We start from the raw sequence: 22,163 nt of genomic DNA, 5'->3' as shown, positions 1-22,163 counted from the left end.
CTAATTATCTAATTGAAAGTTATGTTCAAAAAAATATTAATCGCCAACAGGGGAGAGATTGCACTTCGTGTGATCAGAACCTGTAAAGAAATGGGAATTAAAACGGTTGCGGTTTACTCGACTGCCGATGCGGAAAGCTTACACGTTAAGTTTGCCGATGAAGCAGTTTGTATCGGACCTGCGCCAAGTAATCTTTCCTATTTAAAGATGTCAAATATCATCGCTGCTGCTGAGATCACCAATGCAGATGCGATTCACCCGGGATACGGTTTCCTTTCTGAGAATGCTAAATTCTCTAAAATCTGTCAGGAGCACAATATTAAATTTATTGGGGCTTCTCCTGAAATGATTGATAAAATGGGAGACAAAGCTACGGCTAAAGCAACCATGAAAGCCGCAGGAGTACCTTGTGTGCCTGGATCAGAAGGGATTTTGGAAGATTTCAAACAAGCCAAAAAAGTAGCTAAAGAAATTGGTTATCCGGTAATGATGAAAGCTACTGCCGGCGGTGGAGGAAAAGGAATGCGTGCCATCTGGAAAGAAGAAGAGCTTGAGAAAGCTTGGGAAAGTGCCAGAATGGAAGCCGCTGCCGCTTTCGGAAATGACGGAATGTACATGGAAAAACTTATCGAAGAGCCTCGTCACATCGAGATTCAGGTAGTAGGAGATTCTTATGGTAAAGCTTGTCACCTTTCTGAAAGAGATTGTTCCGTACAGCGTCGTCACCAAAAATTAACAGAAGAAACACCATCGCCTTTCATGACGGATGAGTTACGTGAGAAGATGGGAGAAGCTGCAGTAAAAGCGGCGGAATATATTAAATATGAAGGAGCTGGAACTGTAGAGTTCTTAGTGGACAAACACAGAAACTTTTACTTCATGGAAATGAATACACGTATTCAGGTGGAGCACCCGATCACTGAGCAGGTTATTGATTATGACTTGATCCGTGAGCAGATTATGGTAGCGGCTGGTGTGCCTATTTCAGGTAAAAACTACTTGCCACAATTACACTCAATCGAATGCCGTATCAATGCGGAAGATCCATACAATGATTTCCGTCCGTCTCCGGGTAAAATTACCGTTTTACATGCACCGGGAGGGCACGGGGTTCGTTTGGATACGCACGTTTACGCAGGATACACGATTCCGCCAAATTATGATTCGATGATTGCGAAGTTGATTACAACGGCGCAAACACGAGAAGAAGCGATTTCAAAAATGAAACGTGCTTTGGATGAGTTTTACATCGAAGGAATCAAAACTACGATTCCGTTCCACAGACAGTTGATGGACCACCCGGATTATGTGGCCGGAAACTACACAACGAAGTTCATGGAAGATTTCGTAATGAAAGAAATCTAAAATATATAAAAAACCCAATCGGAAGATTGGGTTTTTTTATTGGAAACTGTTGTCAGCCATATTGTTTTAATGGCTGTTGCTCATCGTAATTTTTAACTTACCGCCTTTCATAATGTCTTCATGACTAATGAAGAACTTCTGTAAAGGTTTACCGTTTAAAGTCATACTTTTGATATAGACGTTTTTATCGGATTGATTGTTAACTTCAATTTCAAATTGTTTTCCGTTCTCCAGATTCAGTTTGGCATAATCCACGCTCGGACTTCCGATAGCATATTCGTTAGACCCTGGCGCTACAGGATAAAAACCTAAGGACGAAAAGATGAACCAGGCGCTCATCTGACCACAGTCGTCGTTTCCGCCCAGACCATCCGGAGTAGGTTTATACTGCATTTTTAATATAGTTCGGATTTTTTCCTGCGTTTTCCACGGCTGATGGGTCCAGTTGTACAGGTAGGCTACGTGATGCGCCGGTTCGTTTCCGTGAACGTAACCACCAATGATTCCGTCTCTTGTGATGTCTTCGGTTTCAGCAAAAAAGCTGTCCGGAAGATGCATGGAAAACAATTCGTCCAGTTTTTTGATGAATGCTTTTTGACCACCCATCGTTGTTATTAAAGTGGAAGGATCCTGGGGCACAAAAAAGCTGTAATTCCAACTGTTGCCTTCGATGAAACCCTGGCCATGTGTGCTCAAGATGTCAAATTCTTTTTTAAACGTTCCGTCCGCTAGTTTCGGACGCATAAAACCAATGCTGCTGTCGAAATTATTTTTCCAATTATTAGAACGTTTTAAAAATTGCACGTATACGTCCTGTCGGCCCACTTTTTTTGCCAGTTGTGCAATTGCCCAGTCGTCATAGGCATATTCCAAAGTGTTAGAAACTGAAATGCCGCTTTTTTCGGCGGGAATGTAGCCCATGTCAATATACGAACCGATTCCTTCATAATCACGCTTATTCGCTGTAGTAACACAGGCATCTAAGGCTTTTGCCGGATCGCCGGTATAAACGTTTTTAAGAATTGCATCGGCTACGACCGAAACACTGTGGTAACCGCTCATGCACCAGTTGTCGTTGGCATAATGGCTCCATATCGGCAGCATTTTTTGCGGACTTTGTTCGTAATGTCGTATCATGGAATGCACCATGTCATTGTTTCTCTTTGGCTGCAAAATATTGAACAGCGGATGCAACGCACGATACGTGTCCCAAAGAGAAAAAGTGGTATAATTGGTAAAACCTTGCGCCTGATGGATTTCCTGATCCAGACCTTTGTATCTTCCGTCTACATCTATGTAGGTTGTTGGCGCGAGAAAGGAATGATACATTGCGGTGTAAAAGTTTTCTTTTAGGGTTTGACTTCCTTCAATTTCTACTTTACTTAATTCAGTTTCCCAAAGGTTTTGTGTTTGTTTTTTTACGGCATCGAAATCCCAATTCGGCGTTTCGGCTATAAGATTTTGCAAAGCGCCGCTCATGCTGACCGAGGAAAGCGCCAGTTTGATTTTTATTTTTTCCTGATCTTCGGTTTTGAAGTCAAAATGCATACGAATCTGTTTTCCGGAGATTTCGGGAAAGTTCTTGTTCTGGTTGAATTTTCCCCAAAAACCACGATACACCGGCTTGTCTTCAAAATTTTTACTGCCATAACTCTGAAACGGTTTGGAGAAAGCGATGGCGAAATATTGTACCCGGTTTTTTGCCCAGCCGTTGGTTTGTCGATAGCCGGTAATCAAAGTATCGTTGATTACGCGAACGTAAGTCCAAACGTTCTTCTCCGGATAATTGTAAATCCCGCTCATCAGATCCAAAATAATGTGTGCTTCGTCCGATTTTGGAAAAGTATACTGATGAAAACCAACACGATTAGTGGCAGTCAGCTCGGCCAAAATATTATGATCATCTAATTTTACTTTGTAATAACCGGCTTGGGCGACGTCATTCTGATGGGAAAAAGCCGATCGGAAACCCGATGCGGGATTCGAAGCAATACCCGGATTCAATTGCAGTTTTCCTGTAGTCGGCATAATCAGGAAATCGCCCAAATCAGAATGTCCCGTCCCGCTGAAATGAGTATGACTGAAACCTACAATCGTTTTGTCGTCGTACTGATAGCCTGCGCAGTATTTATACACATCGGGATTGTATTTCCCGTTTACTGAATAAGGGATGGTGTCTGTGTCGGGGCTGAGTTGTACCATACCAAAAGGAGCCGAAGCCCCGGGATAGACATGCCCCATACGCTGTGTTCCGATAATAGGTTTTACGAAGTGCACATATTTGTTCTGGCTGTAAACAGGTAAGGAGAGTATTATGAATAATAATGGAAAAATGTATTTTTTCATTTTAGTTGTCTTTTTGAGTAGATAAAGAATACGGAAACGACTTTTGGGTTGTTCCTCTTTTTAAATTAGGAGCACTGCTCATTTTTAATTGGAAAGTCCCTCCATTGAGTATCGCAGTATGATTTATCCAATTGTAGTCATAAGTTTTTCCATTAAGTTTAACTTGTTCTATGTATTTGTTGGTCTCGCTGTTGTTTGGCGCTTTTATGATGAAATCCTTGCCGTTCTCTAAGTGTAAGGTTACTTTTTTGAAAAGCGGTGTTCCTAAAACATACTGGTCGGTAGCTGGACAAACGGGATAGAATCCTAACGCTGAAAATACATACCAGGCGGAGGTCTGACCATTGTCTTCATCGCCACAATAGCCATCAGGAGTGGGTTTGTAAAGTTTGTTCATGGTTTCTCTTATCCAATATTGCGTTTTCCAGGGCTGACCGGCATAATTATACAAATAGATCATATGCTGAACAGGCTGGTTTCCATGAGCATATTGCCCCATGTTGGCGATCTGCATTTCCCGAATCTCATGGATGGTCTCTCCATAATACGAATTATCGAAAACCGGCGGCATGGTAAAAACGCTGTCCAATTTTTTTGCAAATTCACCATAGCCACCCATCATTTTTGCCAACCCGTCAATATCATGAAATACACTCCACGTGTAATGCCAGCTGTTTCCTTCCGTGAATTCGTCTCCCCATTTAAAAGGGTTAAAAGGCGAGTGGAAGGAACCGTCTTTGTTTTTGCCGCGCATCAGTTTGGTTTCCGGATCAAAAAGATGCTTGTAATTCAACGACCTTTTTTTGTACAATTCAATTTCTGTTTGAGGTTTTTTTAGCGCTTTTGCCAATTGATAGATTGTAAAATCGTCGTAGGCATATTCCAGCGTGCGGGCTGCACTTTCGTTGATGTTTACATCATAAGGGACATAACCTGATTTGTTGTAATACTCAACACCTTTTCTTCCTGTAGCCTGAGGTCCTTCATTATTGGCGCCGTGTAATAAAGCTTCGTATAATTTTTCGATGTCATAACCTCGTAATCCTTTAATGTAGGCGTCAGACACCACCGAAGCCGAATTGTTCCCAATCATTATATCGCTGTAAGAAGGACTGCTCCATTCCGGCAGCCAGCCCCCTTCTTTATAATCGTTTAGTAGTCCTTCCTGCATTTCTTTGTTGATGGAGGGATACATAAGATTTAAAAAAGGATATAAAGCCCTGAAAGTGTCCCAGAAACCGGTTCCGCCAAATCGATAACCCGGTAAAACAGTGCCTGTGTACGGACTGTAATGCACTATTTGCCCGGATTCATTTTTCTCATATAATTTCATTGGGAAAAATAAGGTACGGTAGAATGTTGAATAAAAAGTGCGCAAGTGGTCGACGTTGTCGCTTTCCACTTCTATCTTACTTAAAGTCTTGTTCCAGGAGGCTTTGGCTTTTTGTTTTACAGTGTCAAAGTTGTCTGATCCAATTTCCCGTAAATTGATTTCGGCTTGTTCAAAACTTATAAAAGAGGAAGCGACTTTGGCATGTACTTTTTCATTGGCTGCAAGCGACTTAAATTTAATGATGGCTCCAATATGGCTTCCTGATAAATCCAAAACATCCATTTTTGTTTTATCGCTCCAAATGTTGGATTGTTCAAAAGGCTTGTCAAAAATAATAACAAAGTAGTTTTTGAAGTTGTTGAGCTTTCCTCTGGTGTAACGGGAACTGTATCCTATGATTTTATTTTCTGAAGGAATTATTTTGATGTAAGAACCTCTGTCAAAAGCATCAATCACCATATAGCCTTCATTGGTTTTGGGGAAAGTGAAGCGAAAAGAAGCGGCTCTTTCGGTTGGGGTTAATTCAGTGGTGACATTATAATCGGCTAAGTAAACGCTGTAGTAATAGGGCTTAGCAATTTCTGTTTTATGACTGAACCAGCTGGCTCTTTCGCTTTCTTCAAAAACGGGTTTTCCTACCACCGGCATTAAAGAAAACTGTCCGTAGTCATTCATCCAGGGCGAAGGTTGGTGCGTTTGTTTAAAGCCTCTGATTTTTTGAGCGCTATAGGTGTATTGCCAGCCATCACCATTTTTACCTGTCTGTGGTGTCCAGGCGTGCATGCCCCAAGGCAATGCAATGGAAGGGTAGGTGTTTCCGTTGCTTAACTCATAACTGCTGTCTGTTCCCATCAGCGGATTAACCCACTCCACAGGGTCGGTCACCTTAATGGTGTTCTGAGACGAAACAAAATTCAGTGACAGTAAAAACAGTAATAGGGCGGTTTTTTTAAAGAAGGTCATAGATACAGAGTTTACTTTACTTACAAATATAAGTTTTTATAAGAAGGAATCTTGCTGTTGATCTGGGATAAAAAAAATCCCGAAGCTTAGCTCCGGGATTTTGATTCTTGATTGATGATTGTGCTTATTCTTAAACGCCTAATTTTTTAGCGATTGTTGCAGGAACTGCTTTTTTGTGCAACATGATAGCCGTTGCTTTGTATTTAGCGAATTCTTTGCTCATGTATAAATACCCTTTGTAGTCGTTTGAAGATCCCCAAGAGTTTTTAACGATATAGTATTCTTTACCGTTTTGATCTTTTGAAATTCCAACGATGTGCATACCGTGATCATCAGTAGTAGTGTAGTTGTCGAATGCTTTCTGACGCATTTCTTCTGTTACCACAGCTTCTTTTTTAGGACCGTTGAACATGTCTGCTTTTTCTTCAGCAGTCATTTCTTCTACTCTTTTTTCCGGTACGAAAGCAACTCCGTTTTTCCAAGAGAAACTTTTTTCGCTAACGTCACCAGCCCAAGCTACAGAATATCCGTTTTTCAACGCATTGTCGATGATGTCTGTCAATTCATTCATTTTAACGTTGTATACTTGATCATAAGACCAGTTGTCCGGAACCATTAAAGTGAATTTTGTATAGTATGGGTGCTCCATCAAAGAAGAGATTTCCACATAATCATCCGCATTAATTCCTACTACTTCTTTAGCAAAAGTTTCCGGTGTATAGGTTTTTCCATTGTATTGGAAAGACTTTGGCGCCTGACCTAAATACGAATCGATTACTGCAGTATATGCTTTTTCCCAGTTTGGTGTTAATTCTCCGTTTGGATTAGTAACAACAGCTTTCAAAACACCTTCGCCTATAGCTGCCATTTCAGCAAATTTATTTTTATCGGTACCGTAGTTCAAACCAGTATAAACCGATTGTGGAACAGCACCGTATTTTCTGTACATGTTGATTACGTCATGGAAAGCACCTCCGTCGCCTAAAGCAACCGAACCGTGCATACGAACGTAGTTTCTTCCTTTCTCAATGTAAGCATTTCTTGCAGAGAAAATCTGAGACAATTCAACCGGTTTTTTACCCATACGGATCATTTCGGATTCCAAGAATGAGTTGGCTGAATAACTCCAGCAAGTTCCTGAAGATCCCTGATTTTTAACCGATGTATTTTCGATGTTCACCACATCTGTAAATTTGTAAAGCTCTTTACTTTTTTCGCTTGCATTGATTTTTAGCGAATTCACTAAATTATCTTGTGCAAAAGCCGACGACATACTCACAATCAATGAAGATGCAACAAGAAAAGGTTTGATAGGAATTGTTAACATAGTTTTGTTTTTTGTGTTTCACTATTGGTTGGTAAAATTAAAAATTGTTACAAAGCAAAATTCATTTTAACAACAATTTAGGTTTTAATTATGATAGATATTCCCTCCGGGACCTTACGTCAGGAGGGATATGTATTTTGTCTTATAGAGTCTCTTTCAGCCACTTAAAGAATTCGCGTTGCCAAACCAAAGCATTTTGTGGTTTAAGCACCCAGTGGTTCTCATCCGGGAAAAGAACGAATCGGCTTTTTATGCCTTTTAACTGCGCTGCCTGGAATGCTTCCTGACCTTGTCCAATCGGAACACGGTAGTCTTTTCCGCCCTGGATGATCAATATTGGAGTATTCCAGTTATTCACCATGTTGATCGGATTGAACTGAGAGTACGCTTTTTGGGCATCGGCATTATCTTTTTCCCAGTAAGGACCTCCGTGATCGAAGTTGTTGAAAAATACTTCTTCCGTGGTTCCGTACATGCTTTGCAGGTTAAAAACACCGCAATGTGAAATGAAAGTCTTGAAACGGTTTTTGTGGATTCCTGCCAAATAGAATACGGAATAACCACCGTAACTTGCTCCTACAGCGCCCAAACGGGTTTTGTCAACGTACGATTCTTTGGCTACATCGTCAATCGCTGCAAGGTAGTCATCCATTACCTGTCCGCCCCAATCTTTACTGATGTCTTCGTTCCATTTTACTCCGTGACCCGGCATTCCGCGACGATTTGGCGCCACAACGATATATCCCTGAGCAGCCATTGTCTGGAAATTCCAACGGAAAGAATAGTATTGTGTCAGCGCACTTTGAGGTCCGCCCTGGCAATATAGTAAGGTTGGGTATTTTTTGGTTTTATCGAAGTTCGGAGGAAGGATTACCCAAACCACCATTTTTTTACCGTCGGTAGTGGTTACGATTCTTTTTTCGGTTTTGCTTAACGCTAATTTGCTGTAAACTTCAGTATTTACATTGGTAATTTGCATCCAGGCTTTTTTCTTGAATTCATACGAATAGATTTCCGAAGCATGGTTCATGTCGTTTCGCGCCAAGATTACTTTTCCGTCACTGAAACCAACAATTTCCGTCACGTCAAAATCGCCGTTTGTAATTTGTTTTACCGTCAGGGCAATTTTCGTTAACCCAGGGAAATTCACTTCGAATAATTGTTTGGTTCCGGCAACAGGAGCGATGAAATATACTTTTTTACCGTCTTCACTCCATTTGAAACTTTCAACGGTTCCATCCCATCCGGCAGTAAGATTAATGTCCATTCCTTTGAAACGAACAATCAGATCGTTTTTGTCGGCTTCATAACCGTCGCGTTTCATTTGAAGCCAGCTTAGGTTTCCTGTTGGTGAATACAAAGGATGTGTGTCGTATCCTAAATTGCCTTCAGTTAAGTTCTTTGTGGTTTTGGTTTCGATATTGTATTCGTACAAATCAGTGTTGGTACTGATGGCATACGCGGTTCCCGATTTCTTTTTGCATACGTAGATGATGCTTTTTCCGTCAGGAGACCAGATGTAATCTTCATCACCACCATGTGGTTTTTGTGGCGTATCGAAAGCTTCTCCTTTCATGATGTCGATAGGAATCACTTTGTCGTTGTTCTCTGTAAAGAAAACATGATTGTGTGTTCCGTCGTTCCAGGTGTCCCAATGGCGGTAATCTAATCCGTCATATACCTGAGCTTCTGCTTTTTTAAGTTCCGGATACAGGTCTTTGCCTAATACTTTGTCGACTTTCACTTCTTTGTGTGAAAGCGTGTATTTTCCGTCGGAAGAAAGATTTTTGTTCTTAACCAGATCTTTGGTGTCTTGTACCTCGGTAGCATTTCCGCCGTTAATCGGAATGGTGTAAAATTTCGAATTCGATTTGTTTTCTTCCACCGAAGGAGTGGATACTTTGTAAACAATATTTTTTCCGTCTTTGGAAAGTCCGATCGGTGTTACGCGGCCTAATTTCCATAGTAGTTCAGGTGTCATCACATCCTGAGCTGAAGCTGATAATCCCATCATTCCAAGCGTTAAAATAAGGAGTTTTTTCATTGTTGTTATTGTTTTGAAAAGAAAGGCTAAAAATAAGGATTTTTCGGTTTTGATTGCCGATTTGATCTTAATTAACAAAAAGCCCCGCGTTTGCGAGGCTTTTCTTTTGCTAATTTTCGGGAAAATTACTTCTTAACGAAACGTTTTGTTGTTACACTGTCATTATCGGAAATTTCTAAAATATAGTTTCCTGATCCGATCGTGGAAATATTGATTGAACCGTTGCTGAATTTACCGTTAGCTACAGTTTGTCCCATTAAATTGTAAACTCTATAAGTTGCATTTTCCGAAACTTCAGTTGCATTTAGTACATCAGTTGCCGGGTTAGGATAGAGCTTAACCGAAGAAAGCGTATTTGTAGTTTCTGTTGGTTTTGCAGTAGACGTGATGTTAACGGTATAATCCTCAACTTGTCCGTAGGAGAAAGCTTCGCAAGAAGTCGGAATTCCGCTGTACTTCATTGAAACTCGCATTCTTGTAGCGCCTAATGTCGCTGTAGCAGGAATTGTGAAGGAGCCGCTAACAGGTGTGGCCGTAGAGGCAGCATTACTCCATACCAATTCGCCTGCATCTGTGAAAACGCCGTTTTGGTTGTAGTCAATCCAAACCGCATAACCTTCAGAATACACTGTAGCGGTCCACGATGGAGTAATCGTGATTGTGTTTGATGTGCCGCGAACCGCGTTGGTAGATAAAGAGGTGAAGTTCTCATAACCAGCGGTACCGGTCGAAGTGTTGTTGATTGTTCCAAAAACCACTTTACCGATTTTCTCATCCGTAGTGCTGTTTCCTTGCGAAGTACAGTAAGTGATTGAAGAGGATAATGTCGTAACATTTACCGTATTACTTGAAGCAGAAATATTTCCGGCAGCGTCTTTAGCTTTTACAGAGAAAGTATAAGCCGTTGCAGCTGTTAATCCTGTTGCATTATAAGAAGTTGTTGTTACCGTACCAAGTAATGTTGTTCCTCTGTAGACATCATATCCGGTTACGCCAACGTTATCAGTAGAAGCTGTCCACGATAAGTTCGTTGTTGTTTGTGTAGTTCCGGAAGCTGTTAAATTTGTTGGAGCAGAAGGAGCTGTTGTGTCAGCCGTTCCGGTTACTAAATTAACGGTGTAATCCTCTACTTGTCCATAATCAAAAGCGCCACAAGCGGATGGAATCGCATTGTATCTCATGGATACGCGCATTCTTGTTGATGTAGCTGTAGCAGTAGTTGGAACTGTAAACGTACCGGAAACCGGAGTTGTAGTTGAAGCGGCATTGCTCCATACCAATTCACCTGCATCGTCGAAATCCTTATCGTTGTTGTAGTCGATCCAAACGGCATAACCTTCAGGATAAGTAGAAGCTGTCCATGTTGGAGTGATGGTAATTGTTGCGGATGTGCCTTTCGTTAGGTTAGTTGAAATCGATGTGAAATCTGTATAACCTGTGCCTCCTGTTGAAGCATTGTTGATTGTTCCGATTTGTACTCTTCCGATGGATTCGTCTGCAACACTGTTTCCTTGGGAAGTACAGTAAGATGCTACAACAGCCAAAGTAGTTACATTAACGGTGTTGCTGGCAGCAGAAATATTTCCCGCAGCATCTTTAGCCTTAACGGAGAACGTGTATGCTGTCGAAGCTGTTAAGCCTGTTACGTTATAAGTTGTAGTGGTAACGGTTCCTAATAAAGTCGTTCCTCTGTAAACATCATATCCCGAAACGCCTACGTTGTCCGTAGAGGCAGTCCATGATAAATTAGTTGTTGTTGATGTAGTGCCTGAGGCAGTTAAACTTGTTGGGGCTGATGGAGCAGTTGTATCTGAGCTTCCTGCTGTAATGGTAAAGTTAGCATTCGAAACATCGAAGAAGATGTGGTTTGTACCTTTGACCATGATTCTGTTTTGGGTTCCAGCCGTATTAGGAACAGTGATTGCCTGAGAACCATCGTTTGGTGTTGCTGCCAATAATGTTGACCAGGTAGTTCCGCCGTTAGTTGATATTAAAATATCAACATTCGCACAGTTTACACCGTTAGCAGTAGTTCCCGCTACGTTCCATGTAACTGTCTGAGTGGAACCTCCCGCCCATGAAACAGCTGTGTTTGGAGCGGTAACGTCAAACGGACCTGCCGTAGCATTTACCGTAACAATCATGTCGTCACTGTTGTTAGCCGGTCCGCCGGCTCTGTTATCACGGACTGTTAATCTGAAGTTCAATGTACGTGCCACAGAAGACAATGCTTCGACAGTAAGTTCAGTTCCTGCTGTTGTAGTTGCGCCGGTTAGTACCGATGCCATTTTAGGAAAATAGCGTACTGTTGATGTAGATGAATTGTAAGATCTGAAATTCGGACCTGTGGTTTTAGTAGCACTCGGTGCTGCAGAAGAAGTTCCATTGTCCATTTCTTCCCAGTTATAAGTAAGTGCATCACCATTAGCATCGGTACCTGTACCTGTTAACATAAATGGTGTGCTTTTAGGAATAGTGTAGTCCAAACCTGCATTTGCTGTTGGAATTGAATTTCCGGTAGCGGTATTAGTGGAACAGGTTTTCGATTTGATATTGTTGGTAACCTGTTGGATGCTCATGGCATGGAAATACGGATCAGAGTGCGGTTGTACATCTAAAGAGGTGATACCAGCATAACCCATAATTGTAGATCCTGAACCAGGTTCCATTTGAGCACCCGTGCCTTCATTGCTGTGTGTAAAGGTGTGGTTGGCCCCAAACTGGTGCCCCATTTCGTGCGCTACATAATCGATATCGAAGTTGTCTCCCGACGGGATTCCGTCTCCCGGAGAAGTAAATCCACTTCCTTTTCCAAGTGGTACTGAAGTAGTTGGGTTAGTACAAACACATCCGATACAACCCGCGTTACCACCACCACCCGATGCACCGAATAAGTGACCGATATCGTAGTTGGCATTTCCGATGTTGTTGGTTAAGGTTGTTTGTAATTCCTGGTTCCATGCGCCACCTGATCCGGTTGCTGCTGCTGAGTATGGATCAGTGGAAGCGCTGGTGTAGATTACCACATCTGTATTGGCAATCAAATTCATGTGAACCCCGAAATCTTTTTCAAAAACCCCGTTTACACGTGTCATGGTATTGTTGATCGCTGCTAATGCTAATGCTTTTGTGCCGCCAAAATAAGCGGTATATTCGCCTGTTACGGACATCGCCAATCGGAACGTTCGTAAAGTCCCGTCATCGGCATTTGGACGTAATGTTTCGCCTGAATCTGTTACCGCTGTAGCTGCTTTGTCCACGACGGAACATTCGAAATGAGAAAGTGATCGGATTTTATCGGCTTTCTTAAATACAGTATATGTTTTCAGATCCTGAGAGTAAGGTTCAATGAAAACCGCAGATTGGTCCGCATTGATCTGCATCGTTTGTAAACCAAGCGGAGAAATACTGAAATGAATGGTCGAGGTTGGGTTGTCGATGCCTTGACCGACATACGATTTTATTTCCGGATAACGTTCCGCCAGTCCGGGCTCCATATTGGAAGATTCCAGGATTCGGAAGCGCTCCATTTGTCCTTCTGCATTTGGAAAGGAAACAATCACATTTGATTTTCCCGACTGAATTCCTCTTTTGGGAGAATTAAGCAGGGCATTTTTTAATCCGTTGATGTCAAGTTCAAACAGATTTTTAGTAGGCAGGGTAGCTCCTCTTTCTGTAGTAACCATGTTACTTTTCTTTGAAGAAGCTTTCCAGAACGATCCTCCGTCTTGGGCAAAGGAAAGACTCGTAAAAGCCAGTAGGGCAATTGAAAGTAATCTGTAGTTCATAATTTTTTTGGGTGTTAATTGATATTTGGTTTCAATTTTTCAACGTAAATATATTTAACATTTTTATTAATTAAGCAAATAATTATAACATAAATTACAAAAAACGTCTTAAATAAAACTAAAAAAATCAGAATTTACCATCAATTTGTTAATGTAAAACCATGTGAACAGATTTTTTTGTTGTGAAATATTTATTTCCAATGATTTTTAAGAGGACAAAATTGCATTTTTCGTAATTCTTTGTTTTTGAAATATTTAGAAAGGCTTTCCGGTTTTTATTACTTAAAGAAAAGGCTGTTTCAAAAAATATAACTAATTTCACGGACTAAAATAGATTTCAAAAGTGAAAAGCAATAACAAACTCTTTATAGCGATCATTGTCGCGTTGATTCTTGGTGTCATCTTGGGTGGCATTGTTCATTATCAGTTTGTTGAATCAAAAGAAGTTTTTTCAAAAAATATAAAACTGCTCGGAACCGTATTTATCAGAATGGTGCAGATGATCATCGCTCCGTTGGTATTTACAACCCTGGTTGTAGGAATCGCCAAAATGGGAGATCTGAAAATGGTGGGGCGAGTTGGAGGAAAAGCGATGGGGTGGTTTATCTCTGCGTCATTGGTTTCGCTTTTACTTGGAATGGTGTTGGTAAATACCCTTGCTCCCGGAAAAGGTACCAGCATTAAAATGGATGATCCGTCATCGGCTTCGGAACTTTTGGAGAAAACACAGTCTTTTTCTCTGGAAGAATTCGTTAAACACGTAGTTCCTAAGAGTATATTCGAGTCGTTTGCCACTAACGAAATTCTACAGATCGTAATATTTTCCATATTCTTCGGTATCGCTTTGTCTTCTTTCTCAAAAAAAGAAGCGAAACCTATCTTGAAATTATTTGACCGCATTTCGCATGTGGTTTTAAAAATGGTAACCTATATTATGTGGTTGGCGCCACTGGGTGTTTTTGGTGCGGTGGCTGCTGCAGTAGCCAATTATGGATTTGAGATTTTCAGTCTGTATGCCAATTATCTTTTTGCGTTTGCCATTGGAATTCTATTGCTTTGGGTACTTCTCCTTTTTGTAGGTTATCTGATTCTGGGTAACAGACTTTGGGATTTGTTAAGACGAATTAAGAGTCCATTATTGATCGCATTTTCCACAACCAGCAGTGAAGCGGTTTTTCCTAAGATGGTGGAAGAGTTGGAGCGTTTCGGCTGTCAGCCAAGAATTGTATCATTTACCTTGCCGTTAGGATATTCATTCAACCTGGACGGAAGCATGATGTACATGACTTTCGCCAGTATTTTCATAGCCCAGGTATACGGAATCGACATGCCGCTGGACAAGCAGTTAACCATGTTGTTGGTGCTGATGCTGACCAGTAAAGGTGTTGCCGGAGTACCACGTGCCTCTTTGATTGTAGTAGTGGCAACCTGTGCAATGTTCGGAATCCCGCCGGAAGGAATCGCGCTTATCCTGCCAATTGATCACTTCTGTGACATGGCAAGAAGTATGACCAATGTATTAGGAAATGCCTTGGCTACAAGCGCCGTTGACAAATGGGAAACTAAATCATAAATTAAATATTTAAAGAAATATCCATAATGAAAGAAGATTTTCACTGGACACAGTTATTAAATCCTGAATTCTACATTAACCTTGAAATTGCCGGGCATCACATCGGTATTTATGTGGTATTGTTTATCGTTTTCGCTGAAACTGGTTTATTCGCAGGTTTCTTTTTACCAGGCGACAGCTTGTTGTTCCTTAGCGGAATTTACAGTGAAACACTGATGCAGGAATTGTTCGCTATTGAAAATGAATTTACAAACGTTGCCGTTTTAGCGACATTGGTGGGAATTGCCGGAATCATAGGGAACGTATTCGGTTATTGGTTTGGTGCCAAAAGCGGTCATTTTCTGTACTCAAAACAGGATAATTTCTGGTTTAAAAAGAAATACCTTATCCAATCCCGTTTGTTTTTCGAAAAGCACGGAGGAAGAGCGATTATCTTTGCCCGATTCTTACCAATTATCAGAACTTTTGCACCAATAGTGGCAGGAATTGTTCAGATGCCAAAGCAAAAATTCATGTTTTATAATATAATTAGTTCGTTCCTATGGTCCTTTGTCCTGATCTTCGCCGGGCATTACCTTTACACTTATTTACTGGAACGTAACATCATCGACCTTAAAAAGAATATCGAGTTGATTGTTATCGGAATCATTATCGTCTCTACGGCGCCATTGGTAATCAATTCGATTAAAAATAAAATGAAAGTCAGAAAATAAGATCATGGACGTTAGCTACTGGGAACTGAAGAATTGGTTTACCAACGTTGATTACACGATTGTTGGTAGCGGAATAGTAGGCCTGCATGCTGCGTTACGTCTTCGTGAGCGTTTCCCCCAAAGTAAAATCCTGATTCTTGAAAAGGGAATTTTACCGGAAGGTGCCAGTACCAAAAACGCAGGTTTCGCCTGTTTTGGAAGTTTGTCTGAAATCATAGAGGATTTACGAAACTACAGTGAAGAAGAAGTTATTCAGCTGATACAGAAACGCTGGAACGGACTGAATCTGTTGCGCAAACGTCTAGGTGACACGACCATCGATTTCAAACCCTTTGGAGGTTACGAAGTTTTTCTGAAAGAAGATGAAAGCACGTATGCCGAATGTCTTCAGAAATTGCCTTTCGTTAACGAGTTACTGCGACCGCTTTTCAGAACCGATGTTTTTGCCAAAGAAGTTGACCGGTTCGATTTTCAGGGCATTCACGAGTATTTGATCTTTAACCCGTTTGAAGGACAGATCGATACCGGAAACATGATGCAGGCGCTGATGCGTGAAGCGGTTGCCCATAAAATTCTGATTTTAAACGGACAGACCGTTACGGATTATCACGATTCCGATAGCGGAGTGCAGATAAATACAACGGACTTTACCTTCAATTCTAAAAAGCTATTATTTGCCACCAACGGTTTCGCGGATAAGCTTACGCACGGAGCGGTTCATCCCGCACGGGCACAGGTGCTGATTACCGAGCCGATTCCGAATCTGGATATCAAAGGGACTTTTCACATTGACGGAGGATATTATTATTTCCGGAATATTGATGACCGAATTTTATTTGGTGGCGGTCGAAACCTTGATTTTGAACGAGAAGCCACATCCGAATTCGGCTTGACCGAAACAATCCAAAACTATCTGGAGCAATTGCTCAGAGAAGTGATTTTACCAAAATACGATTTTAAAATAGCACATCGATGGAGCGGCATCATGGGCTTAGGATCGCATAAGAAACCAATAGTTGAACCGCTGTCCCAAAATGTCTATTGCGGCGTCCGTCTGGGTGGAATGGGCGTGGCCATTGGTAGCTTAGTGGGACAGGAATTAGCAGATTTAGTATAAATGGCAGGAAAGAAACCAGCAAAAAAACAACCGGCAAAACCAAAATCTAAAAACGGCAAAAGCAGTTTGAGAAGAAGGATAGCCGTATTCTTCCTAAAGCTTTTTTTATGGCTTTTCGGTTTGTCTATCCTATCAGTTGTTTTCTTCAAATTTGTTCCGGTACCCTTTACACCGTTAATGGTAACCCGTGCCTTAGAACAGCGATCGGCAGGAAAGGAAATGACCTGTAGTCACGATTGGGTTCCCTTGGAAGATATCTCGGTGAATCTTCAAAAAGCGGTTATAGCCAGCGAAGACGGAAATTTCTTAAGACATAACGGTTTTGATTTTAAAGCGTTAGCCAATGCTTACGAAAGCAATCAGAAAGGGAAAAAGCTAAAAGGCGGAAGTACCATTTCACAGCAAACGGCTAAAAATGTCTTTTTATGGCAGGGCAGAAGTTACCTCCGTAAAGGATTGGAAGCGTATTTTACCGTTCTGATCGAATTGATCTGGGGTAAAGAACGTATCATGGAAGTCTATCTGAACAGTATCGAAATGGGTGACGGCGTATATGGCGCACAGGCAGCTTGCGAACATTGGTATGACAAAGACGCCAAAGATCTGACCAAGTACCAGGCAGCCGGAATTGCAGCCATTCTTCCAAATCCAAGAAAGTTCAAAGCATCGAATTCATCTTCATATACCAACAGAAGAAAAGATAAGATTGTCCGCGTGATGCGCCATATAGGAAAGATTGATTACAGTGCAGAGAAGTAACCTTCACATGCTTAGATAAATACATTAGAAAGTGTTCCGGTAAAGGGGCACTTTTTTATTTCCGGTAACATTTTCCAAGGTAAGACGTCTAATTACCATAAATCAAAAAACATAAAAAATGACATCACACGAAATAGATTACCATATTTATGGTGAAGAAATGCAATACGTTGAAATCGAATTAGATCCGCAGGAAGTTGTTATTGCCGAGGCAGGAAGCTTCATGATGATGGACAACGGTATCAAAATGGAAACCATTTTTGGAGACGGTACCGGGCAACAACAAGGGTTTTTAGGTAAATTAATGACGGCCGGTAAAAGAGTTTTAACGGGAGAAAGTCTGTTCATGACTGCTTATATAAACCAGGACAACGGAAAACGTAAAGTTTCGTTCGCATCGCCTTACCCAGGGAAAATTGTTCCGATTGATTTGACGCAATACCAAGGGAAGTTCATTTGCCAGAAGGATTCTTTCCTGTGTGCTGCTAAGGGTGTTTCTGTTGGGATTGAATTCTCTCAGAAATTAGGACGTGGCTTATTTGGCGGTGAAGGTTTCATTATGCAGAAAATTGAAGGCGACGGTATGGCATTTGTGCATTCAGGCGGTACGCTGGCTCGTAAGGAACTGCGCCAGGGGGAAGTATTAAAAGTGGATACCGGTTGTATTGTCGGATTTACTAAAGATGTGGATTACGATATCGAATTCATAGGCGGAATCAAAAATTCGATTTTCGGAGGAGAAGGACTTTTCTATGCAACGTTGCGTGGACCCGGAATCGTTTATATTCAATCGTTGCCATTCTCAAGATTGGCTGACCGAATTATCGCCGCAGCTCCAAAAGCAGGAGGAAGCGGTAGAGAAGAAGGAAGCCTGCTGGGAGGCTTAGGTCGCATGTTAGACGGTGACAACAACTTTTAATGAGACCATAATCAATAAGAAAGCGTTCAAAGATTGAACGCTTTTTTTATTAATTGCTGTTGCTGTCTTCTACTTTGATGACATAAGTAGCAACAATATACTTTTCGACTTTAAGATGAACATCAAAACTTCCTTTCTTGTTGAACTTGTGCTTAAAAGTCGTTAATTCATTGTTGGACTGAATGTCGTAAATGTCATACGGAAATTCTTTTTCTCTAATTACTTCAATGAGAGCGGTGCTGTATTTTTTTTTGTCCAGACTTTTATAACCGAAAGTCACTTCATCACCTTTTTTACAATTTATAACTATATTATCCGGTGTAATAGGGTTGATATTTAATTTAAAAGTTTCAGTGTAAACAAGTGGCGGCAAATTGTTTTTAATTTGAGCAGCGTCATCAAAGAGAAACCATTTTTGTTCAATCGGGATGTGATTTTTTGCAAATAGGCTGGGATCACTTAAAAAATAGCCATTAATGTATTCTTTTATAAAATAGGACGTAGAATATATGTAACCGCTTGCCCAGGTTGCATCACACAAATACCATTTGCTGCCTAATTTTACAGCATTCCATGAGTGGTTTACTAAATCTAATGATTCAACATTTCCATCTATTGTCCTTCCGTAACCATTGATGATTTTGCATTCAATATTGGCAAAAAAGCACAACTCTTTGATTAAATAGGCGTAGCCGGTGCAAGTTGTTTTTTTGTTTTTGAAAAGTTGGCTTAATGCTTTTTTTTGGTATTGACGGTTCCATTCAAGGTAAGCCAGACTGTCATTTTTGAATTTTCTTCTTGCACTTATGACTTTTGTGTTTTGGGCGTCATCTGCTTTGATATTGTTACAAACCCAATAAAAAATCGCTCTGAATTTTTCAACATCGGTTTTAAGTTTATTAGTGAGTTTATGTGAAAGAACTGGGATGTTGTCTAGTTTTTCTCCCTCGTTTAGTTTCGCAATATTGTCGGCTATAGTAAAATCAGTAGCACTAAAATCGGAAATCTGTGCGTTGATTAGCGAGGAGAAAAACAAGGTGAAAAGAAAATAAAAACGTTTCATTAGGTGCAATTATTTCTTTGAAGAATAAACTCCTTTTTTAGCTACTTTACCCATTGTTATAAAAGTACAGGAGTCCATTTGTACATTTAAATCTATTTTTAAATCAGAACTTCCGTGGTCAATGATTACTTTTTTGGATTCCATCCCAATAAAACTAAATTGCAGAACATCACCTCGTTTAAGTTTTTCAGGAAATACGAAATTCCCGTCCATATCGGTTTGTACTCCTTTTGGTGTCCCTTGAAGTACAACACTTACTCCTGGTAAAGGCAAGCCTCCTTCCATGACAACTCCTTTTACGGTGAAAAGATTTTGTTTAGTGTCGTCTTCTGTTTTTAGGTTATTACCATCCGATTTATTTTCCGGTTTACTATCCTGAGCGTGTATCATGGAGCTGCTAAAAAACGAAATACAGGCAAGGCCAATCCCACTTAGAAAGCTAATCCTGTTTTTCTTTTTTAAAGCTGCTTCATTATGCATTTTAATTTGTTCCGTTTTAAATCTTCCGCAAACATTTTTGCTCTTTTCTCTGTTGAAATAAGCGACGATTTCTTCCGCGGGTAATTTTGTGAAATCAACTACTTCTTTGCTGCAGGCATTACAAAATCCACCGTTTGCAGTAGGATTGAATTTATTAAAATCTTCAGAGCATGGAGATTCAATATTTAGAAGGAATTTACTTTTCATATTTACTTTTCTTTGTGATTGTAAGATAAAAAAAATCCGCTTATTTAAGCGGATTTTCAATTTGTAAAATTTATTTGAGTTGTTTAATTCCCATATTGTAAAGTGTAAATGCCTGGACATCCACATTTTCCTGAATCGTGGCAGCTACGGATTTTCCGGCTCCATGTCCTGCATTGATATCAATACGGATCAACGTCGGATTTGGTCCGCTTTGTTTGTCCTGTAATTCGGCTGCAAATTTGAAACTGTGCGCCGGAACTACGCGGTCATCGTGATCACCTGTAGTAACCATGGTGGCCGGGTATTGAACTCCTTTTTTTACGTTGTGTACCGGAGAATATTTTTTGATGTACTTAAACATTTCCTCTGATTCTTCCGAAGTTCCATAATCATAAGCCCATCCGGCACCTGCAGTAAAAGTATGGTAGCGAAGCATGTCCAAAACACCTACGGCCGGCAATGCTACTTTCATTAGGTCGGGACGCTGTGTCATTGTAGCGCCTACCAATAAACCACCATTTGAACCTCCTCTTATCGCTAAATAATTAGGAGTGGTATATTTTTCTTTGATAAGGTATTCTGCCGCGGCTATGAAATCGTCAAATACGTTTTGCTTTTGCATTTTTGTACCGGCATCGTGCCATTTTTTACCGTATTCACCACCGCCACGCAAGTTCGGAACGGCGAAGATCCCTCCGTTTTCCATCCAAATCGCGTTGGCAATACTGAACGTCGGTGTCAGACTCACACTGAAGCCGCCATAACCATACAACATGGTCGGATTTTTACCGTCAAGTTTCAACCCTTTTTTGTAGGTAATGATCATTGGAATCTTGGTTCCGTCTTTTGAAGTATAGAAAACCTGTTTGGAAACGTAATCCTCGCCCTTGAAATCCACTTTCGGTTTTTCATAAATCGCAGAACTTCCCGAGTCTGCTTCGAACGAATAAGTGGTTCCCGGTGTAATATAATTGGTAAACGAATAATAAAGTGTTTTTTCTTCTTTTTTACCGCCGAAACCTCCGGCTGTTCCAAGACCCGGTAAGGAAATTTCACGAACCAGTTCTCCTTTGTAATTGTATTGTAAAATGGCAGAAACGGCATCTTTCATATAATTGGCAAAGAAATAACCGCCACCGGTAGAAGGGGATAATACATTTTCGGTCTCGGGTATGAAATCGTTCCAGTTATCCGGTGTCGGATTTGAAAAATCAACAGTAACGATCCTTTTGTTCGGCGCTTTCATATCGGTTACGATAAACAATTTGCTGCCTTCGTTTTCAATAACATAACTTGACGTGTCGAAGTTGTCCAGAATAGTAATTATTGGACTGTTTTCCTTCGTAAGATCTTTGATGTACAACTCATTTCCGTAAGTCGAATTTGCCGCTGTAATTACAAGATACCTGTCGTCTTCCGTAACACTTCCGCCCACATACCTTCTTTTTTGATCCAGGCCGAAAACTACTTTATCGTCTTTTTGAGCCGTCCCCAATTTGTGATAATACAATTTATGCTGATCGGTTTTTGCCGATAGTTCGCTTCCTTTCGGTTTATCATAACTGGAGTAGTAGAAGCCTTCGTTGCCTTTCCACGAAACACCGCTGAATTTTACGTCTACAATAGTATCTTCCAAGACTTTTCCGGAATACGCATCCATGATGATCACTTTTCGCCAGTCACTTCCGCCTTCTGAAATAGCATAAGCCACTTTGGAGCCGTCACGCGAAAAATCCAGTCCGCCTAAAGAAGTAGTTCCATCTTTAGAAAATGTATTTGGATCTAAGAAGATTTCCTCATGTCCGGAAGCATCTTTTCGGTATAAAACAGACTGATTTTGCAAGCCATTATTTTTATAGTAATACATGTAATATCCTTCTTTGAAAGGCGCCGAAATTTTCTCGTAATTCCAAAGTTTTTCCATTCGTGCCTTAATGGCGTCACGGTACGGTATCTTTCTCAGGTAATCGTACGTCAGGTTGTTTTGTGCTTTTACCCATGCACCCGTTTCAGCAGAACGGTCGTCTTCAAGCCAATGATAAGGGTCATTTATTTTGGTGTTGAAATAGATGTCGGTATGTTCGACTTTTTTTGTCGGAGGATAGTTGATCTTTCCGATATTTTTCGGGGCCTGTGCATTCATGGTTAAACTACAGATTACAGCAG

14 protein-coding genes are annotated in these 22,163 nt (G+C 40.8%); 6 read left to right on the top strand and 8 right to left on the bottom strand.

Annotated features, from left to right (window positions below):
- The first annotated feature begins 21 nt into the window (after positions 1–21).
- The gene (accC, locus tag AC3E9U_RS08190; RefSeq protein WP_488746416.1) at positions 22–1,365 is read left to right on the top strand and encodes an acetyl-CoA carboxylase biotin carboxylase subunit; all 1,344 of its coding nucleotides are present in this window, start codon (positions 22–24) and stop codon (positions 1,363–1,365) included.
- A gap of 66 nt (positions 1,366–1,431) precedes the next feature.
- Here the strand turns inward: accC and AC3E9U_RS08185 are convergent, their stop codons facing one another.
- The 5 genes from AC3E9U_RS08185 to AC3E9U_RS08165 form a co-directional block, all read right to left on the bottom strand.
- Positions 1,432–3,711 carry a GH92 family glycosyl hydrolase gene (locus AC3E9U_RS08185; RefSeq protein WP_488746415.1) on the bottom strand — a complete coding sequence of 760 codons (2,280 nt, stop codon included), beginning with the start codon at positions 3,709–3,711 and terminating at the stop codon, positions 1,432–1,434.
- Position 3,712: 1 nt separating this feature from the next.
- Complete coding sequence (locus AC3E9U_RS08180) at positions 3,713–6,007, bottom strand: GH92 family glycosyl hydrolase (RefSeq protein WP_488746414.1); 2,295 nt, start codon at positions 6,005–6,007, stop codon at positions 3,713–3,715.
- Between the two features lie 130 nt (positions 6,008–6,137).
- The gene (locus AC3E9U_RS08175; RefSeq protein ID WP_488746678.1) at positions 6,138–7,280 is read right to left on the bottom strand and encodes a C1 family peptidase; all 1,143 of its coding nucleotides are present in this window, start codon (positions 7,278–7,280) and stop codon (positions 6,138–6,140) included.
- A gap of 196 nt (positions 7,281–7,476) precedes the next feature.
- The gene (locus AC3E9U_RS08170; protein ID WP_488746413.1) at positions 7,477–9,378 is read right to left on the bottom strand and encodes a S9 family peptidase; all 1,902 of its coding nucleotides are present in this window, start codon (positions 9,376–9,378) and stop codon (positions 7,477–7,479) included.
- Positions 9,379–9,503: 125 nt separating this feature from the next.
- Positions 9,504–13,166, bottom strand: a complete 3,663-nt coding sequence (locus AC3E9U_RS08165) for a reprolysin-like metallopeptidase (protein WP_488746412.1) — start codon at positions 13,164–13,166, stop codon at positions 9,504–9,506.
- A gap of 343 nt (positions 13,167–13,509) precedes the next feature.
- On the opposite strand from AC3E9U_RS08165, the gene AC3E9U_RS08160 reads away from it, so the two are divergent.
- From AC3E9U_RS08160 to AC3E9U_RS08140, 5 genes are all read left to right on the top strand, one after another.
- Positions 13,510–14,739 carry a dicarboxylate/amino acid:cation symporter gene (locus AC3E9U_RS08160; protein WP_488746411.1) on the top strand — a complete coding sequence of 410 codons (1,230 nt, stop codon included), beginning with the start codon at positions 13,510–13,512 and terminating at the stop codon, positions 14,737–14,739.
- 26 nt (positions 14,740–14,765) lie between these two features.
- A complete protein-coding gene (locus tag AC3E9U_RS08155; RefSeq protein WP_488746410.1) occupies positions 14,766–15,452 on the top strand; it encodes a DedA family protein in 687 nt (228 codons plus the stop codon).
- A gap of 4 nt (positions 15,453–15,456) precedes the next feature.
- Positions 15,457–16,569, top strand: a complete 1,113-nt coding sequence (locus AC3E9U_RS08150; protein WP_488746409.1) for an NAD(P)/FAD-dependent oxidoreductase — start codon at positions 15,457–15,459, stop codon at positions 16,567–16,569.
- Positions 16,570–17,328: a monofunctional biosynthetic peptidoglycan transglycosylase gene (gene mtgA / locus AC3E9U_RS08145; protein WP_488746408.1), complete on the top strand. Its 759-nt coding sequence runs from the start codon at positions 16,570–16,572 to the stop codon at positions 17,326–17,328.
- Between the two features lie 118 nt (positions 17,329–17,446).
- On the top strand, positions 17,447–18,247 hold the full coding sequence (locus tag AC3E9U_RS08140; protein WP_488746407.1) for a TIGR00266 family protein: 801 nt from the start codon (positions 17,447–17,449) through the stop codon (positions 18,245–18,247).
- 49 nt (positions 18,248–18,296) lie between these two features.
- Here the strand turns inward: AC3E9U_RS08140 and AC3E9U_RS08135 are convergent, their stop codons facing one another.
- The 3 genes from AC3E9U_RS08135 to AC3E9U_RS08125 form a co-directional block, all read right to left on the bottom strand.
- A complete protein-coding gene (locus AC3E9U_RS08135; RefSeq protein ID WP_488746406.1) occupies positions 18,297–19,310 on the bottom strand; it encodes a transglutaminase domain-containing protein in 1,014 nt (337 codons plus the stop codon).
- A gap of 9 nt (positions 19,311–19,319) precedes the next feature.
- Positions 19,320–19,997, bottom strand: a complete 678-nt coding sequence (locus AC3E9U_RS08130; protein ID WP_488746405.1) for a carboxypeptidase-like regulatory domain-containing protein — start codon at positions 19,995–19,997, stop codon at positions 19,320–19,322.
- Positions 19,998–20,067: 70 nt separating this feature from the next.
- The gene (locus tag AC3E9U_RS08125) at positions 20,068–22,140 is read right to left on the bottom strand and encodes a prolyl oligopeptidase family serine peptidase (RefSeq protein WP_488746677.1); all 2,073 of its coding nucleotides are present in this window, start codon (positions 22,138–22,140) and stop codon (positions 20,068–20,070) included.
- Positions 22,141–22,163 lie beyond the last annotated feature (23 nt).

The organism is Flavobacterium sp. 21.1 (genome assembly GCF_057801535.1).
This window is presented reverse-complemented; position numbering and strand designations above follow the sequence as displayed.

Bases quoted from the DNA above. Each gene is read 5' to 3' on its own strand.
- accC (WP_488746416.1), top strand. From the start codon at position 22: ATGTTCAAAAAAATATTAATCGCCAACAGGGGAGAGATTGCACTTCGT.
- AC3E9U_RS08185 (WP_488746415.1), bottom strand. From the start codon at position 3,711: ATGAAAAAATACATTTTTCCATTATTATTCATAATACTCTCCTTACCT.
- AC3E9U_RS08180 (WP_488746414.1), bottom strand. From the start codon at position 6,007: ATGACCTTCTTTAAAAAAACCGCCCTATTACTGTTTTTACTGTCACTG.
- AC3E9U_RS08175 (WP_488746678.1), bottom strand. From the start codon at position 7,280: ATGTCGTCGGCTTTTGCACAAGATAATTTAGTGAATTCGCTAAAAATC.
- AC3E9U_RS08170 (WP_488746413.1), bottom strand. From the start codon at position 9,378: ATGAAAAAACTCCTTATTTTAACGCTTGGAATGATGGGATTATCAGCT.
- AC3E9U_RS08165 (WP_488746412.1), bottom strand. From the start codon at position 13,166: ATGAACTACAGATTACTTTCAATTGCCCTACTGGCTTTTACGAGTCTT.
- AC3E9U_RS08155 (WP_488746410.1), top strand. From the start codon at position 14,766: ATGAAAGAAGATTTTCACTGGACACAGTTATTAAATCCTGAATTCTAC.
- AC3E9U_RS08150 (WP_488746409.1), top strand. From the start codon at position 15,457: ATGGACGTTAGCTACTGGGAACTGAAGAATTGGTTTACCAACGTTGAT.
- mtgA (WP_488746408.1), top strand. From the start codon at position 16,570: ATGGCAGGAAAGAAACCAGCAAAAAAACAACCGGCAAAACCAAAATCT.
- AC3E9U_RS08140 (WP_488746407.1), top strand. From the start codon at position 17,447: ATGACATCACACGAAATAGATTACCATATTTATGGTGAAGAAATGCAA.
- AC3E9U_RS08135 (WP_488746406.1), bottom strand. From the start codon at position 19,310: ATGAAACGTTTTTATTTTCTTTTCACCTTGTTTTTCTCCTCGCTAATC.
- AC3E9U_RS08130 (WP_488746405.1), bottom strand. From the start codon at position 19,997: ATGAAAAGTAAATTCCTTCTAAATATTGAATCTCCATGCTCTGAAGAT.
- AC3E9U_RS08125 (WP_488746677.1), bottom strand. From the start codon at position 22,140: ATGAATGCACAGGCCCCGAAAAATATCGGAAAGATCAACTATCCTCCG.